General features: G+C 39.4%; 15 protein-coding genes. 4 read left to right on the top strand and 11 right to left on the bottom strand.

What is annotated here, in order from left to right:
* Positions 1-120 precede the first annotated feature (120 nt).
* Complete coding sequence (argS, locus tag HCN54_RS01745) at positions 121-1,896, top strand: arginine--tRNA ligase (protein WP_167596283.1); 1,776 nt, start codon at positions 121-123, stop codon at positions 1,894-1,896.
* Here argS and HCN54_RS01750 read toward each other — a convergent pair whose 3' ends face one another.
* Genes HCN54_RS01750 through HCN54_RS01760 form a run of 3 tightly spaced genes read right to left on the bottom strand, consistent with a single transcriptional unit; the run spans position 1,897 to position 5,897 of the window.
* Positions 1,897-4,416 carry a TonB-dependent receptor gene (locus tag HCN54_RS01750; RefSeq protein WP_167596284.1) on the bottom strand — a complete coding sequence of 840 codons (2,520 nt, stop codon included), beginning with the start codon at positions 4,414-4,416 and terminating at the stop codon, positions 1,897-1,899.
* A complete protein-coding gene (locus HCN54_RS01755) occupies positions 4,406-5,314 on the bottom strand; it encodes a FecR family protein (protein ID WP_167596285.1) in 909 nt (302 codons plus the stop codon). Before HCN54_RS01755 ends, HCN54_RS01750 begins: the two co-directional genes overlap by 11 nt.
* A gap of 58 nt (positions 5,315-5,372) precedes the next feature.
* Positions 5,373-5,897, bottom strand: a complete 525-nt coding sequence (locus HCN54_RS01760) for an RNA polymerase sigma factor (RefSeq protein ID WP_167596286.1) — start codon at positions 5,895-5,897, stop codon at positions 5,373-5,375.
* Positions 5,898-6,035: 138 nt separating this feature from the next.
* Between HCN54_RS01760 and HCN54_RS01765 the strand changes: the two genes are divergently transcribed.
* From HCN54_RS01765 to folD, 3 genes are all read left to right on the top strand, one after another.
* Complete coding sequence (locus HCN54_RS01765) at positions 6,036-7,100, top strand: hypothetical protein (RefSeq protein WP_167596287.1); 1,065 nt, start codon at positions 6,036-6,038, stop codon at positions 7,098-7,100.
* Between the two features lie 235 nt (positions 7,101-7,335).
* Positions 7,336-8,664 (top strand): signal recognition particle protein, encoded by a 1,329-nt coding sequence (gene ffh / locus HCN54_RS01770; protein ID WP_167596288.1) that lies wholly within the window; start codon positions 7,336-7,338, stop codon positions 8,662-8,664.
* Between the two features lie 90 nt (positions 8,665-8,754).
* Positions 8,755-9,642 (top strand): bifunctional methylenetetrahydrofolate dehydrogenase/methenyltetrahydrofolate cyclohydrolase FolD, encoded by an 888-nt coding sequence (folD, locus tag HCN54_RS01775; RefSeq protein WP_167596289.1) that lies wholly within the window; start codon positions 8,755-8,757, stop codon positions 9,640-9,642.
* A 166-nt stretch (positions 9,643-9,808) separates the two neighbouring features.
* Here the strand turns inward: folD and ppgK are convergent, their stop codons facing one another.
* From ppgK to HCN54_RS01815, 8 genes are all read right to left on the bottom strand, one after another.
* On the bottom strand, positions 9,809-10,549 hold the full coding sequence (gene ppgK, locus HCN54_RS01780; RefSeq protein WP_167596290.1) for a polyphosphate--glucose phosphotransferase: 741 nt from the start codon (positions 10,547-10,549) through the stop codon (positions 9,809-9,811).
* 80 nt (positions 10,550-10,629) lie between these two features.
* A complete protein-coding gene (locus HCN54_RS01785; protein WP_167596291.1) occupies positions 10,630-11,109 on the bottom strand; it encodes a thiol-disulfide oxidoreductase DCC family protein in 480 nt (159 codons plus the stop codon).
* Entirely contained in the window at positions 11,084-12,148 is a 1,065-nt protein-coding gene (locus tag HCN54_RS01790) for an AI-2E family transporter (RefSeq protein ID WP_167596292.1), read from the bottom strand. The genes HCN54_RS01785 and HCN54_RS01790 overlap by 26 nt, the downstream gene beginning before the upstream one ends.
* Complete coding sequence (locus HCN54_RS01795; RefSeq protein ID WP_167596293.1) at positions 12,148-12,567, bottom strand: VOC family protein; 420 nt, start codon at positions 12,565-12,567, stop codon at positions 12,148-12,150. The genes HCN54_RS01790 and HCN54_RS01795 overlap by 1 nt, the downstream gene beginning before the upstream one ends.
* A gap of 10 nt (positions 12,568-12,577) precedes the next feature.
* Complete coding sequence (locus HCN54_RS01800; protein WP_167596294.1) at positions 12,578-12,823, bottom strand: Rho termination factor N-terminal domain-containing protein; 246 nt, start codon at positions 12,821-12,823, stop codon at positions 12,578-12,580.
* 117 nt (positions 12,824-12,940) lie between these two features.
* Positions 12,941-13,738 carry a 23S rRNA pseudouridine(2604) synthase RluF gene (rluF, locus tag HCN54_RS01805; protein ID WP_167596295.1) on the bottom strand — a complete coding sequence of 266 codons (798 nt, stop codon included), beginning with the start codon at positions 13,736-13,738 and terminating at the stop codon, positions 12,941-12,943.
* Positions 13,739-13,765: 27 nt separating this feature from the next.
* The gene (locus HCN54_RS01810) at positions 13,766-14,605 is read right to left on the bottom strand and encodes an alpha/beta fold hydrolase (protein WP_167596296.1); all 840 of its coding nucleotides are present in this window, start codon (positions 14,603-14,605) and stop codon (positions 13,766-13,768) included.
* Between the two features lie 50 nt (positions 14,606-14,655).
* On the bottom strand, positions 14,656-14,859 hold the full coding sequence (locus HCN54_RS01815; RefSeq protein WP_072984019.1) for a hypothetical protein: 204 nt from the start codon (positions 14,857-14,859) through the stop codon (positions 14,656-14,658).
* Positions 14,860-14,895 lie beyond the last annotated feature (36 nt).

The following is a 14,895-nucleotide window of genomic DNA, read 5'->3' on the forward strand; positions in this document are numbered from 1 at the left end:
TTAAAGATACCACTTTACAGGCGAATGCTATCTAAGCGGACTTTGATCAGCGTGAGTTGCGCTATTTTGCTTTGTCAACCGCTTGTTTTACGTATCTTTGCGCCTTCAGAAAAAGCACTCATGAATTTATCAGATAAACTCACAAAAGCCGTTAAAGATGCGGTTCAAGAACTTTTTAGCGCAACTCTAGAAAGTGTTGAAATTCAGCCTACTCGTAAGGATTTTGAAGGAGATCTAACCGTTGTGGTGTTTCCTATTTTGCGCGTTGCAAAAGGAAATCCGGCGGTAATAGGCGAGCAGATAGGAACTTATGTGAAAGAGAATCTAGACGAAATCGCAGACTTTAATGTCGTGAAGGGCTTTTTAAATCTTGTGATTTCAGATGCTTTTTACCTGAATTTCTTTGATGGGATTAAAGACCAAAAAAACTTTGGTCACGAGCCTGAAGCCGGTAAAGCAGTGATGGTTGAATATTCTTCGCCTAACACAAACAAGCCGTTGCATTTGGGGCACATCCGCAATAATTTATTAGGTTATTCTGTTGCCGAAATTTTAAAAGCTAGCGGAAAGAAAGTGTATAAAACACAGATCATCAACGACCGCGGAATCCATATTTGCAAGAGTATGCTGGCGTGGCAGAAATTTGGTGCAGGTGAAACTCCAGAATCAACCGGACTCAAAGGTGATAAACTGGTAGGGAATTATTACGTGAAGTTTGATAAAGCTTACAAAGAAGAACAATCATATTTAGTAGCGCAAGGAAAGACGAAAGAAGAGGCCGAAAAGGAAGCGCCGCTAATTCTCGAGGCTCAAGATATGTTGCGCAAATGGGAAGCCGGTGATGAAGAAGTTGTTGCACTTTGGAAAAAAATGAACGGCTGGGTTTATGAAGGTTTTGAAGAAACCTATAAAAATCTGGGTGTTGATTTTGATAGTTATTATTACGAAAGCAATACCTACTTATTAGGAAAAGACAATATTGAAGAAGGCCTTAAAAAAGGTGTTTTCTATAAAAAAGAAGACGGTTCGGTTTGGTGTGATTTAACCGAAGACGGTCTTGATGAGAAACTCGTTCTGCGAAGTGATGGTACTGCGGTTTATATGACGCAAGATATAGGTACTGCGATTCAGCGGGTGAAAGATCATCCGGATGTAGGCGGAATGATCTATACCGTAGGTAATGAACAAGATTACCATTTTAAAGTGCTTTTCTTAATTCTGAAAAAATTAGGTTATGATTGGGCCGAGCATTTATTCCATTTGAGCTATGGAATGGTTGATTTGCCTAGCGGAAAAATGAAAAGCCGTGAAGGTACTGTAGTTGATGCGGATGATCTTGTGGAAGAAATGGCGACAACTGCCGGAAACATTGCCCAAGAATTAGGGAAACTAGACGGCTACAGCGAAGCGGAAAAACAAGAGTTATACAAGATCATAGGTCTTGGCGCATTGAAATACTACATTTTAAAAGTAGACCCGAAAAAACGTATTCTTTTCAATCCGGAAGAATCTGTAGACTTTCAAGGAAATACAGGTCCGTTTATTCAGTATACTTTTGCGCGTATTCAGTCGATTTTGAGAAAGGCTCAAGATACCGGAGTTGCTGAAGATTATACGTATGAAACGCTTCAGCCTAAAGAGAAAGAGCTGATCAAACAACTTGCTTTATATCCTGAAACGGTACAGTTGGCCGCAGAAAACCACAGTCCGGCGTTGATTGCAAATTATACCTATGACTTAGTAAAGGAGTTTAATTCCTTCTATCAGCAAGTCTCTATTTTAGGAGCAGATACCGATGCAGAAAAAAGCTTCCGCGTAGCGCTTTCTAAAAAAGTAGGCGAAGTGATCGAAGCGGCATTTGGATTACTTGGGATTCAAGTTCCCGAGCGTATGTAATTAAAACGTCAGGCGGAGGGATGCATTAGGAGTAAAACCTAGTGAATTATTCTGTATGGCAATAGCCTGTGTGTTGTCGTCAGGGTTAACCTCATAATACCTTTGAATGGTATTGGTTTGATTTAGAATATTGATAATCCCCAGCGTAAATTTTGCTGTGACCGCATCCCAGTTAAACGAATAGTTAGCTGTGGCATCAAAACGCATGAAGTCTTCTAGATTGGCTGCATTTGGAGTGTCGTAATTCACGACGTAGGTGTTGCTACCGCTGGGCAGCGTTTCTGCATTTTCCATGGGTAAGGTATAAGGTCTTCCCGTGTGATAATTTAAACTCACTGCAATTTTAAAATTATTAAAGAGCGCATATGAACCTCCCGTATTTATAGAATGCCTGATATCTGTGTTGTTGGGAAAGGTCGCGGGATTCAGCGATTCAAAAGAATACACGTTAGTTGCCAAGGTGTAGGTAAACCAAGTGCTTAATTTTGGAGTGGTTTTGTTTACTAGAAATTCTAAACCTTTGGCCTCATAGCTGCCATTGGTTTTGATGAATTTAAATTGATTCTGAAAGCCTTGATTTGATGCAGTTATTCCGGAGACTTGTTTGTAAAAGCCGGTAAGATCAATCAGCCAATTGTTTTGAGTGTAATCAACGCCTAGACTTATTTGTTTGCTGGTGATTAAAGGAATGTCATTTTCATTGACTAAAACCCATCGCCGTTTTTCTACCCCGAGAAAATTATCTTCAAAATCAATGATCTGTGTGGTGCTTTGGTTTTTTAAAGCGGCTTCTGTTTTTAAAGCAAAATGCCCTATTTTTTGACGAATATTTATGCGAGGCTCTAGTCTAATTTTATTGAATTTTTCAAAATAGGTTGTACGTAATCCTATACGCAGCCTGAAATTGTCGGTAGCAAGGCTCCAATCTCCAAAAACCGCATGTTGCCTAACAACATCCTTTTTGCGTTGTTGAAACACCGGCTGATTGACACTTGTTGTATTGCGAATTCCAGTTTCAGTAAATTCATATCCGTGCTCAAAGTTCATGCGGGAATTCAGGTGCCAGGTTCCTTTTGCTTTAAAAGCGGTTTCGAGTACTTGATTGGTTTGAGCTAATACCTGATTGTTACTGAAATCTTGGTCTTTTGAGCGAATGTTGTATTGCGTATAATATGCATTAAGAAACGTGTCATAAGCGGGGTTAATGACGCTGCTCAGATGGATTCCGAAGGCGATATTATCCTGATCTATCAAACTTTCATTAATGAGTTGTTCATCAACGTCAGACTCAGCGTATTCTAGAGTGTTGTTGAGTGATATAAAACTTGCTCTGAGCTGATGTTTTGGACTGATATCGTAAAGAATTTTTGCTGAATAATCGTGAAATCTAAAATCAGAAAGTGCTTTGATGTTTTCAGCAGAGCTACCATCATTTTTGATCTCTGAATCTTGAAAACTTCGATTGAAATAAGAAATATACGTTGGTGTTTGAAAATAATCGGCAAAAGACCTTCTTCCGCTTATTTGAAGAGCGAGCTTTGTACTTATAGGTATTTGTAGAAAAGCGTCTGCACTGAGACCATTAAAGCCGGCACCACCTGATATTTTTTGGGTTATAGCATTAGGTGTGTACATTTTTATAGTACTGCTTACTCCACCTGAATACTCTGAGCTGTTGGCGTTTTTAGTGACTTCAACGCGCTCAGTTAAATTAGGATTGTACGCTGAAATTAAGCCAAAAAAATGACCGGTATGATACATTTTGATTTCATCCCAAAGCATCAAGTTTTCATCTTGGGTTCCGCCGCGCACATTTATGTTATTGATGCTTTCATCTATACTCTCTATTCCTGGTAAAATTTGCAGCGTTTGTAGAATGTCAGGATCTGTTAATCCCGGTAAAATGTCAAATTCACGTGTGTTTATCTCAATGCGGTCGTCTGGAAATTTACGAATACCTCGACTGAATAAGCGTTTGATCACCACTTCGTCCAACGTAAAACTTTTTGGAGCTAAACTGATTTGCTGACAATTAGAAGTGAGCTTTTCTACCTTAAGAACCTCGGTTTTATAACCTAAAAAAGATACCTTGATGCTATCTCCGGATTTTATCAGTGCCAGTTTAATAAATCCGTTGGCGTCTGTGACGGCACTCGCGTTTTTGTTTAATGCCTGAATTGTTGCTCCTTCCAGCGATTTCAGCGTTGCTGCATCAAGAATTTGAGCGCAAAAACTAGACGAAGTTCTAGGTAGAATACTATAATACCGATCATCGATTTTAGTGATCGTCAACCCGGTTTGCTTTGTGATATACTGCAAGGTTTGGTCTAATTGCTCAAACGTTGAATTCGGTAATTTTAGGTCTTGTACCGCTTCAGTTTGATACGAGAAACGTACGTTGAATGACGTTTCTACAGTATCTAAATAAGTAACCAAATCAACCTCGCTTCGGTCTTGAGCTGTGCCGAATATGGAAGTGAAAAGTAGTATGATCAGCCAACATTTTTCTTTATTCAGCATAAAATATAAAGCTTTGATCCTTGTCTGATTTATAGGTGATCCCAAACGGGAGGGTTACTCCTTGAAGCGCACTTTCTAATTTTTTGGTACTAAAACTACCAGTGAATACTTGGTCTTTTAATTGTGCCGGATAAGAAATCTGAATATTAAATTGACGTTCTAGCGCGGCGATCACAATATGATAGGGAACCTCGTCAAAGCTAAGCTCGTAGTCTAGCCAAGAGGGTTGGGTTTGATTATTGTTGATTTTCAATTCAGATTTACCAGATATCAAGCGATAGGTGTCACCAGGTTTGAGAATCAAGGTGTCAAGCGTTACCGCGACTTGTACACTTCCTTCGTAGCAGGAAACTTCAAAATAATGTTTTCTATGATTTACATTAAATTGAGTGCCCAGCACTTGTATTGTGCCTTGCGCAGTAGCAACTTTAAAAACACTTCCTTTATTGACTTTAAAAAAAGCTTCTCCTTCAAGTTCTAAATTACGCGTGCCATCTTCCCAATCTTTAGGATTATAGGAGATCTGTGAAGCATTGTTTAAGGTAGCTTCAGAAGCATCGGGTAAGGTGATTTGCACAAAACCATCTGTTGCTTTGATGATTTTTTGATCAGATTTTAAAAAGATATAAGAGGTTATTAAAATGACCAGGACGGCTGCTGCAGTGCTGATCCAAGTTTTATAGGGAAGCTTAATAACTTTAGGTTGCGGCTTTTGTGTAATTTTTGTTTTAAAGGACTTGTAAGCCGCTTGTTTATCAAGCGTATGAGACTTCAATCGGGAAGCGTATGCAGCTATTTTGTGGAATTCTTTATATGTTTGGGTTTGTTTAAATGCAGCCAATTCTTCGGCGTTCATGTCGCCGTTCAGCCATTTTAAAAGTTCTTCTTGATGCTGCATAATTTCCTTAGTTACTTGTTAGACATCTTAAAAGGGAAAAACCCTACCCTTTAAGTTGTTAAAATTCTGGGATTTGTTGCCTTAAGTTTTTTAAAGCCTGGCTCATACGTTTTTCGACCGCTTTTACAGAAATGTTAAGCATTTCTGCTATCTCTGCGTATTTCTTTCCATCTATTCTATTTAATAAGAACACTTCGCGCTGCGCTTCAGTTAACGAGCCGATGGCGCTGTTCAGCGTTTTTTTAAACTCTTTTTCGCGTAAAATAAATTGGGGGTCTTCGTTAGATTCTGATTCTTCTGAAGCTTGATTTCTTTGATAGTTCAACACCACTTTTTTATGCTTTACTGCATTAAGAAAAGAATTGTTAATGGTTGTAAATAAATAGGTTTTAGCTTTTTTGAACTCGATTTTGTTACAACGATTCCAGATTTTTACAAAAGCCTCTTGAGTCAAGTCTAGTGCTTCCTGTTCGTCCCCGCATTTATAAAAAGCAAAATTTTTAGCAGCCTGAATAAACTCTAGGTAGAAACGTTTAAAGGTAGCTTCGTGGCAAAGATCGGTATGCTTGTCTTGCTCGTTCATAGGGTTAGGGGCATCTATTATTTCAAAGCTACTAAAATATTTTTCTACTTTTTTTCAAGTGAGGGTAGGGTAAAGAGGTTTTGGGTTGTCTTAAGGGTGAATACGAACTTTAAATAACCTTTGTATAATTTTACTATTATGAAAAATCTAAAAACATTTTTAAGTATAACTTTTCTTGCAGCATTGCTTTTTGGTTCTTGTCAGAATGAAGAAGACGTGCTGATTGAAGGTAATGAGAATACCAATACGAAACAGTCAGAACCTGCAGAATATATAGAGCGTAGCACTGCAAACGACGGCTCTGAAGATGATATTCTGGATGATATAAGCTGTGCGTCTGTGATTCTTCCGGTAGTTGCAGAAGTGAACGGTCAAGAGCTTACCATTGTTAATGAAGCCAGCTTGACGTTAATCGCTGAGATTTTTGCCGAATTTACTAACGATGAAGATGAGGTGCGTTTTCAGTTTCCTATTGAAATGCGTTTAAGTGATTATTCGGTGGTGACTATTCAAAATGAGCAAGAGTTAGAGGCGTTAGAAGAAGCGTGTGAAGCGGCTGATGAGAGTAGAGATGACGCTATTAGTTGTCTGGAATTTGATTACCCTATTACCGTATTTACCTTTGACGCCAATGCACAACAGACAGGAAGCGTAGTGCTTACTAGTGATCAGGAAGCTTACGCATTTATCAATGATCTGGGTGACGATCAATATTTCAGCCTTCAATATCCAATTAGTTTATCTGGTTCGAGTGATGGAAGTATAACGATTAATTCTGATGCAGAATTGATTGCAGAATTACAATCGTGCGAGTCAGAAGATGATCTTGAGGAAGAGGCGCGTGATGAGGCCGAAGATCTAAGAGAAGATCTTGAAGAGGCGATTACCGGTGCGCGTTTTGAGCTTGAGTCTGGTGTTCAGGCAGGAGCAGAATTCAGTCAGCAATTTGCTAATTATACTTTTGAATTTACAAATGATAAGCGTGTAGTAGTGCGTAATAGCCTAACGAATCTGGTAACTAATGTGGAAGCATTTTTTAACACGACCTCAGAAACTGAAGTTTTTCTTGAGCTAAACTTTACGAGTGACTCAGAATTTTCAGTTCTTAACGGAACCTTTGAAGTGGTTAGTCAATCTTCAAGTACCATCGAATTGCAGAGCACCACAGATACGACATTTAAATTGGTTTTTTCTAAGTTATAAGCGTAAAGAATAAACGCCTCTTATAAAACGCTGTTCTTATGGATAAGGACAGCGTTTTTTTATTCCTTTTACCTTATAATAAGGCTTTACAAATAGCCTTCAAATCCTTAGCTTTGCATCCTTATTATTTGAAACACTTGATCCTGCTTTGAGGGCTGTGTTCTTATAGAATATTTTACCAATTCAAAACATTTCCTTGAATTGATATTGAGGAGTGTTTTTTAGTATATGACCTATGTTTGATAATTTAAGTGATAAGTTAGATAAGGCGATGCACGTGCTTAAGGGGCACGGCCAGATTACAGAAGTAAACGTAGCCGAAACCCTTAAAGAAATTCGTCGCGCCCTTGTAGATGCTGATGTTAATTATAAAATAGCTAAAGATTTTACCAATACGGTTAAAGAAAAAGCGCTGGGTCAAGATGTATTGACCGCTTTAAAACCAGGTCAATTGATGACCAAATTGGTAAAAGATGAACTTACCGAACTTATGGGCGGTGAGGCTGAGGGCATCAATCTTTCGGGGAATCCTTCGGTTATTTTGATGTCTGGTTTGCAGGGTAGTGGTAAAACCACTTTTTCTGGTAAGCTGGCTAACTTCCTTAAAAATAAAAAGACTAAAAAACCACTTTTGGTTGCTTGTGATGTTTACCGCCCTGCGGCGATAGATCAGTTGCATGTAGTAGGTGGGCAGATAGGTGTTGAGGTTTATTCGAATAAGGAAGAAAAAGATCCGGTTAAGATTTCTGAAGCCGCTATTGCGTACGCAAAAGCAAACGGATTTAACGCGGTGATTATTGATACCGCAGGTCGACTTGCTGTAGATCAAGCGATGATGAATGAGATCGCTGCGATTCACGAAGCGATCAAGCCACAGGAAACCTTATTTGTTGTTGACTCAATGACAGGTCAGGATGCGGTGAATACGGCAAAGGCGTTTAACGAAGTCTTGAATTTTGACGGGGTGATCTTAACCAAATTAGATGGTGATACCCGCGGTGGTGCGGCGCTTTCGATCAAAACAGTTGTAGATAAACCCATCAAATTCATCGGTACCGGTGAGAAGATGGAAGCAATTGACGTGTTCTATCCTTCACGTATGGCCGATCGTATTCTTGGTATGGGAGACGTGGTTTCTCTTGTGGAGCGTGCGCAGGAACAGTTTGATGAAGAAGAAGCGCGTAAACTGCAAAAGAAGATCGCTAAAAACCAGTTCGGTTTTGACGACTTTCTGAAGCAGATTCAGCAGATCAAGAAAATGGGTAATATGAAAGACCTTATCGGGATGATTCCCGGTGCCGGCAAAGCACTAAAAGGTCTGGATATTGATGATGACGCTTTTAAAGGAATCGAAGCGATCATTCACAGTATGACCCCGGCTGAGCGTACCCAGCCATCGATTATAAATTCAAGTCGTAAAAAACGCATTAGTAAAGGTTCTGGAACTTCGGTTCAAGAGGTGAATCAGTTGTTGAAGCAATTCAACCAAATGAGTAAAATGATGAAGATGATGCAAGGTGGCGGCGGAGCCAAAATGATGCAGATGATGAATCAAATGCGCTAAGCAGCATTCAGTTTACAGTAGGCAGTTGCAGTTTACAGTAGCCAGTCTCAGTAAGCAGTTCGACTCTAACTATAAAACCAAAACGCAATAATGACAATCTTAGACGGAAAGAAAACCAGTAACGATTTAAAAAACGAGATCGCCGAAGAAGTAAAGGCGATGAAAGAACGAGGTGAGAAAGTGCCTCATTTGGCTGCTGTTTTGGTAGGTAACGATGGCGCAAGTTTGACCTATGTAGGGAGCAAAGTGCGTGCTTGTGAGCGTATTGGTTTTGAGTCTACCTTAATACAATTGCCGGAAGAAACCACAGAAGAAGAACTTTTAGATCACATCAATAAACTGAATAATAATCCCGAGATTGATGGTTATATTGTTCAGTTACCGCTGCCGAAGCATATTGACGAACAAAAAGTGTTATTGGCGGTGGATCCTGACAAAGATGTAGATGGGTTTCACCCAACGAACTTTGGTAAAATGGCGCAAGATATGCCGGTTTTTATCCCGGCAACTCCGTTTGGGATTATGGAATTACTCAAGCGCTATAACGTAGAGACTTCAGGAAAGCATACGGTTGTCATTGGTCGTAGTCATATTGTAGGCCGCCCTATGAGTATTTTGATGTCTCAGAAAGGAACGCCTGGAGATAGCACTGTAACCTTGACGCACAGTCGCACCAAAAACCTTGAAGAGCTTACCAAGCAAGCTGACATTATCATTACGGCTTTAGGAGTACCTGAGTTTTTAAAGGCTAATATGGTTAAGGAAAATGTAACGGTTATCGATGTGGGAATTACCCGTGTACCAGACGAGACTAAAGAACGCGGTTACCGAATAGCAGGTGATGTAGATTTTGCTGAGGTAAGTAAAAAAGCAGATTTTATTACACCAGTTCCCGGTGGAGTAGGACCTATGACGATCGCGATGTTATTAAAGAACACTTTGCTTGCCAGAGCAAGACATAACGATCTTCAATCTTAAGATTGGAAAGTATACTAAAATAAAAAAAGAGGTCTATTAGACCTCTTTTTTTATTGGCGTGCCAAAGGATTAAGTATTTTAGAGCTTGGCTCAAAATTGAAAATTCGACTTTGAACCAAATGACTAAACGCTTGTCCTTAGGTAGTTTATTCAGAAAAATTTGGAATTAAAGCAAATGTCTTGCGCCTAATGCTGCTCCGATAATACCCGCATGATTACGCGTATGAGCTGCTACAATGGGTACGTCAGTTTTTAAATACTTGATGTATTCGTCCAGGTTTTTACTGGCACCACCACCTATAATGATCATTTCTGGTTGTGAAACTTGCATGGTAAGTTGTATGAATTTATTAAAGCGTTTTCCCCACTTTTTGAAACTCATATTATTATCAAGGCGCACACGGCGCGATGCATATTTTTCAATGATTTTCTTCTTTTTGTAGCGCATCTGGCCCAACTCAAAATTTGGTATAAGTTCGCCGTTATAAAAAACGCCACTGCCTATACCTGTGCCCACCGTCACCACGATAACCAGACCTTCAACGCCTTTGCCTACACCAAATTCCATTTCTGCGAGGCCAGCAGCATCAGCATCATTCATCACATTTACTGGTAAGCCTATTTTCTGCGAAATCATATCATCTACCTGAACACCTAACCAGGATTTGTCAAGATTACCATGTTCAAGCGCTTTACCCTTATGTATTACCGTTGGAAAACCTATGCCTACCGGACCTTTCCAGTCCCAATGTTTTACAACTTCGGCAATAGTGTTGACCATGGCTTTGGGTTCACGAGGAACGGGAGTGTCTAATCTAAAACGTTCACCTAAATATTCTTCTTTTTCGAGATTTACAGGAACGCCTTTTATTCCGGTTCCTCCTACGTCTACTCCCAGTATTTGCATAAATAGTTTTTTGGTCTTCAATAAAAAGTACTTAAAATTCAATCGTAAATTTTAAGCAGCTTATAATCTTGAGTGGCAATTTATTGAAAAACGGCAAAAACCAGCAAAATAATTGCAAGAATATAAAATAGCCAGAAAGGTTTGAAGTCTGTGGGGTTGGGTCCAAAAAGGAGTTTGGTGAGTTTAAACATCTCTGGTCGATGCTTGGCAATAAAGTTATACCCGTGATCACTTAAACGTTGAAAGCTTCGGTTGTTGACATACCAGCGGTGCGCATTCCATTTTATGGAATCACTGTAGGTATAACATCGATAAGCAGAATCTGGACCACTGTAAATGCTTCCGTCAAGTTCGATTAATCTACTCGCTTTTTTAAATTCTTTCAACGGAATATCAGGAAAGTCATTATGCGCGTCTTGATAGGTTTTATAGATGATGGCGTCTTTAGTTTTTATTTTCCATCGGGTGACCCAATATTTGCAAAAACCACACGTGCCGTCCCAGATCAGGACCGGCTTTCCTTGTGGAGGAAAATTAGTCTTCTTGATTTTCTGAAACATCCGGAATGATTTGATTGATGATTTCAGGTTCAGGATCGCCGTACTCGTGTTTGTAGATTTTAACGACTAAAAGAAATAAACTTATTAGCAAGGGACCAAAGATCAATCCTATAAAACCAAATAAAGGTACCCCGACGATAACACCAATTAGCGTTACTAGCGGATGTACATTGGCTAAGCGTTCTAACACATAAAGCCGAATCAAATTGTCTGTAGAGCCCACTACGACAAGACCATAAATTGCAATTCCCACGGCTTGTAGATTGTTTCCACTGGCTATGAGTAAAATGGTGACTGGCACAATACCTAATAAAGTACCTACAAAAGGAATCATACTTCCAATAGCGGTAATAACAAACCAGAAAAAGGGATCGGGAACCCCGAAAATGAAAAATCCTATGAGCGCAACAATACCTTGTGCCAAAGCGACTAACGGAATTCCTAATGCGTTGCTTTTTACCATGGCAACACTTTCGTGACCTATACGAGCTATGTTTTCTTTATTCAGCGGAATAAATGCATAAAGCGACTGGTGCATTTTATCATTATTAATAAGCATGTAGTACAAGATAAAATACATAATACCAATGGCGATAAATACATTGAAGGTGCCGCCGGCAAGGTTTTGAAGGTTAGTAGAAACCCAACTTGTAATGGAGTTGGTATCTATAGATTCACTGACTTTAAAGCCAAGGTCTGCCTCCCAAACGCCTACTTGTTTCTTAACAACTTCAACCACACGTTCAGAATTGCGCACGGCTTTCCCAATTTTATTGGTAAGCATCATCACAGTCAAACCGATAGGAACCAGTATAATTACAAACGAAGCCAGCATTGCAACAGCAGCCGCGAGGCCTTCTTTCCATTTGCGTTTTACGACTAAAAAGTTGTAGAACTTACGCAGCAATACATAAAGTGTAATGGCGCCTAAAACTCCAGATAAATACGGAGTCATCTCTTCTACGATCAATATGAATAAAAAGAGAATGAGAACAATTAAAAAAAGTTGGCGTACGAGTTCTGGTTTAAGTTTATTCATTATTTAGCAAATAACTGTGAGAGGTCTTTAAAGCTTTTAAATTCAAGCGCATTGCCACAAGGATCATAAAAAAACATAGTAGCTTGTTCACCGGGTAGTCCTTCAAACCTGATGTAAGGTTCAATTACAAATTCAACCTTTTTAGCTCTTAGGGTATCAGCGAACGTTTCAAAAGCATCCCAATCTAAAACTACTCCAAAGTGCGGTACAGGAACCGCCTTACCATCTACGGCATTATGATGCGCAGCAGCTTTTTCTTCTTTCGGTTTATAGTGAATCACCAATTGATGCCCAAAGAAGTCAAAGTCGACCCAGTGGGTGTCGCTTCTACCTTCTTCAAGTTCGAGTACATCGCGATAAAATATTCGGGCTTTTTCGACATCGTCTACAGGTATGGCCAGATGAAAAGGAGCAGGCATAAGGTTTGTTTTAATTATTACGTAAGGCTTTGATCAATTCTTGTTTAGTCATTTTTGACCTGCCTTCAATGCCTACTTTTTGCGCTTGCTTATAGAGGTCTTGTTTGGTGCGGTCTTCATACTTTTCAGCTTTTCCACCTTTTTTACCGGAGTCTGGAGTATTAGCAATACGTGCAGATTTTTCTTTGCTATAGCCTTTGTCGCGCAAGGCTTCATATTGTTCTTCGTTTTTTACTGAAGGAATTTGAGCTGCCATACTATCGTTTTTGGTTGTAACCTAAAAGTAAGGCGATTAATACACTTAGCCCGTGTCATTAACACAGGTTTAAATGTTTACAGGAATTGTGCTGAAATAAAGGGGAGCCGTTGAGGCTTAATTACGACGTCTGCGTCGAGGTCCAGAAGGTTTGATTGCCGGTTTTTTACCGGTCTCTTGTTCCGGCTCAAAGACTTTACTGCTGTCTGCTAAAAGATTATTGAGCTCGCTCAATTCCGAAGGTTTAAAAGCTCTGTATTTTCCTACCGGAATATCTAGACTGATATTCATAATGCGCACCCGTTTTAAACGCGTAACATTGTACCCTAAATATTCGCACATGCGGCGTATTTGTCTGTTAAGGCCTTGTGTCAGGATAATTTTAAAACGCTTTTTCCCCAGTTGTTCTACCTCACATTTGCGGGTGATCGTGTCTAAAATTGGGATGCCGTCAGACATTCTTTTTACAAAAGAAGCGTCTATGGGCTTATCAACATCCACGATATATTCTTTATCGTGGTTGTTACGAGCCCGAAGAATTTTATTCACGATGTCCCCGTCATTTGTTAAAAATATGAGACCTTCACTGGCTTTATCTAATCTCCCTATCGGAAATATTCGGGTGGGGTAATTGATGTAATCAATGATGTTGTCCTTTTCCACGCGAGTATCTGTAGTGCAAACAATACCTACAGGTTTGTGGAAGATAAGATATACCGGGGCATCTTTTTTCTCACCTACGACTTTGCCGTCAACCCTGATCTCATCAGCGCTGCTTACTTTAGTTCCCATTTCAGGAACGCTTCCGTTTACGGTAACGCGACCGGCATCAATAAGTTTGTCAGCCTCGCGGCGCGAACAAAAACCGACTTCGCTGAGAAATTTATTTATACGGGTAACATTAGCGTCTAACATAGTGTTTAAGGTAAAATTAAAACCGAATTAATCCTTCAAGAAGGTAATGATTTTCTCATTGACATCAGTGTCGTAGAGCGAGTGGTTGAGACCTTCAGTTTCTATAAATTGAGATTTTTGTAGTGCTTTGTGAATGGCTTGAGAACCCGAAAAAGGAGTGATAGGATCCTCTTTGTCGTGGATTACCAAAGTAGGCACTTTTATTTTTGTCGCAAACACCGAAGATGAAAAGTCACGCGTTTTAAAATCAAAGGTGTTTTGAAAAAACCTGTCTAAGGCTTGCAGCGCTCTGGTGTTGAGACCTAGGATTTTCTGATAGTCTTTCAATATGCTTTCAAGTTTATCAGGAGCCCCTAGAATCACCAGTTTTTCTGTTTTTATACTAGATTCTTGCGATTGATTATACAACACGGTCATGCCGCCCATAGAATGACCAATAAGATAATCAGGACGATAGATCTCAAGCATTTTGTCTAGGGTTTGATGATATAGCGGAACATAAAAGTATTTTCCGCTACTGTAACCGTGAGCAGGCGCGTCAAAAGCAATGATGGTATAGTCTTCTTTTTGTAGTCTGAAAATCATTTCTTTCCAGCGGTGACTGTGACTTTCCCAGCCGTGTACTAATAGAACGGTTTTACCACTTCCGGACCATTTATAAGGTTGAATTTTTAAATCTTCTACTGCAACTACAGGCTCTAGATTGGGGTTTAAAAATTCTTCGTGATGCGCTCCAATGCGTCCTCTACGAGGTTTACTAAAAACCTTGAAGGCTTTTCTTGCTGAAGCTTTTGGGTTGACTAATGCTAAGGCATTTATATAAAATCCTATTGCTTTAGGTAGTATTTTTTTGATCAGTTTATTCATAAAAAAACCCTCTTTTAAAAGAGGGTTCAAATATACGGGTTATGTAAAATTTAATGTCTGTTTTCGGCATCTATAACATCAGTGTCTTTTCTGTACTTTAAGAGTGAAATTCCTGAAAGGAAAAATATACCGCCTAAAATTGCTAATGCCCACGGACTAACACCGGTACTCATACTTCCAAAAATTCCCATAATACCTAATACCAATGCTATGGCGCCGCCAATTACCATTACTAGTGCTAAAATCTTAATCATAATATTTGTACTTATTAGGTTAGATTTTAAAAGTAG

It is taken from the genome of Leeuwenhoekiella sp. ZYFB001 (assembly GCF_011784865.1).
Taxonomy (GTDB): domain Bacteria; phylum Bacteroidota; class Bacteroidia; order Flavobacteriales; family Flavobacteriaceae; genus Leeuwenhoekiella; species Leeuwenhoekiella palythoae.

Excerpts from the sequence above, each read along its gene's own strand:
- argS (WP_167596283.1), top strand. The coding sequence starts at position 121 with ATGAATTTATCAGATAAACTCACAAAAGCCGTTAAAGATGCGGTTCAA.
- HCN54_RS01750 (WP_167596284.1), bottom strand. The coding sequence starts at position 4,416 with ATGCTGAATAAAGAAAAATGTTGGCTGATCATACTACTTTTCACTTCC.
- HCN54_RS01755 (WP_167596285.1), bottom strand. The coding sequence starts at position 5,314 with ATGCAGCATCAAGAAGAACTTTTAAAATGGCTGAACGGCGACATGAAC.
- HCN54_RS01760 (WP_167596286.1), bottom strand. The coding sequence starts at position 5,897 with ATGAACGAGCAAGACAAGCATACCGATCTTTGCCACGAAGCTACCTTT.
- HCN54_RS01765 (WP_167596287.1), top strand. The coding sequence starts at position 6,036 with ATGAAAAATCTAAAAACATTTTTAAGTATAACTTTTCTTGCAGCATTG.
- ffh (WP_167596288.1), top strand. The coding sequence starts at position 7,336 with ATGTTTGATAATTTAAGTGATAAGTTAGATAAGGCGATGCACGTGCTT.
- folD (WP_167596289.1), top strand. The coding sequence starts at position 8,755 with ATGACAATCTTAGACGGAAAGAAAACCAGTAACGATTTAAAAAACGAG.
- ppgK (WP_167596290.1), bottom strand. The coding sequence starts at position 10,549 with ATGCAAATACTGGGAGTAGACGTAGGAGGAACCGGAATAAAAGGCGTT.
- HCN54_RS01785 (WP_167596291.1), bottom strand. The coding sequence starts at position 11,109 with ATGTTTCAGAAAATCAAGAAGACTAATTTTCCTCCACAAGGAAAGCCG.
- HCN54_RS01790 (WP_167596292.1), bottom strand. The coding sequence starts at position 12,148 with ATGAATAAACTTAAACCAGAACTCGTACGCCAACTTTTTTTAATTGTT.
- HCN54_RS01795 (WP_167596293.1), bottom strand. The coding sequence starts at position 12,567 with ATGCCTGCTCCTTTTCATCTGGCCATACCTGTAGACGATGTCGAAAAA.
- HCN54_RS01800 (WP_167596294.1), bottom strand. The coding sequence starts at position 12,823 with ATGGCAGCTCAAATTCCTTCAGTAAAAAACGAAGAACAATATGAAGCC.
- rluF (WP_167596295.1), bottom strand. The coding sequence starts at position 13,738 with ATGTTAGACGCTAATGTTACCCGTATAAATAAATTTCTCAGCGAAGTC.
- HCN54_RS01810 (WP_167596296.1), bottom strand. The coding sequence starts at position 14,605 with ATGAATAAACTGATCAAAAAAATACTACCTAAAGCAATAGGATTTTAT.
- HCN54_RS01815 (WP_072984019.1), bottom strand. The coding sequence starts at position 14,859 with ATGATTAAGATTTTAGCACTAGTAATGGTAATTGGCGGCGCCATAGCA.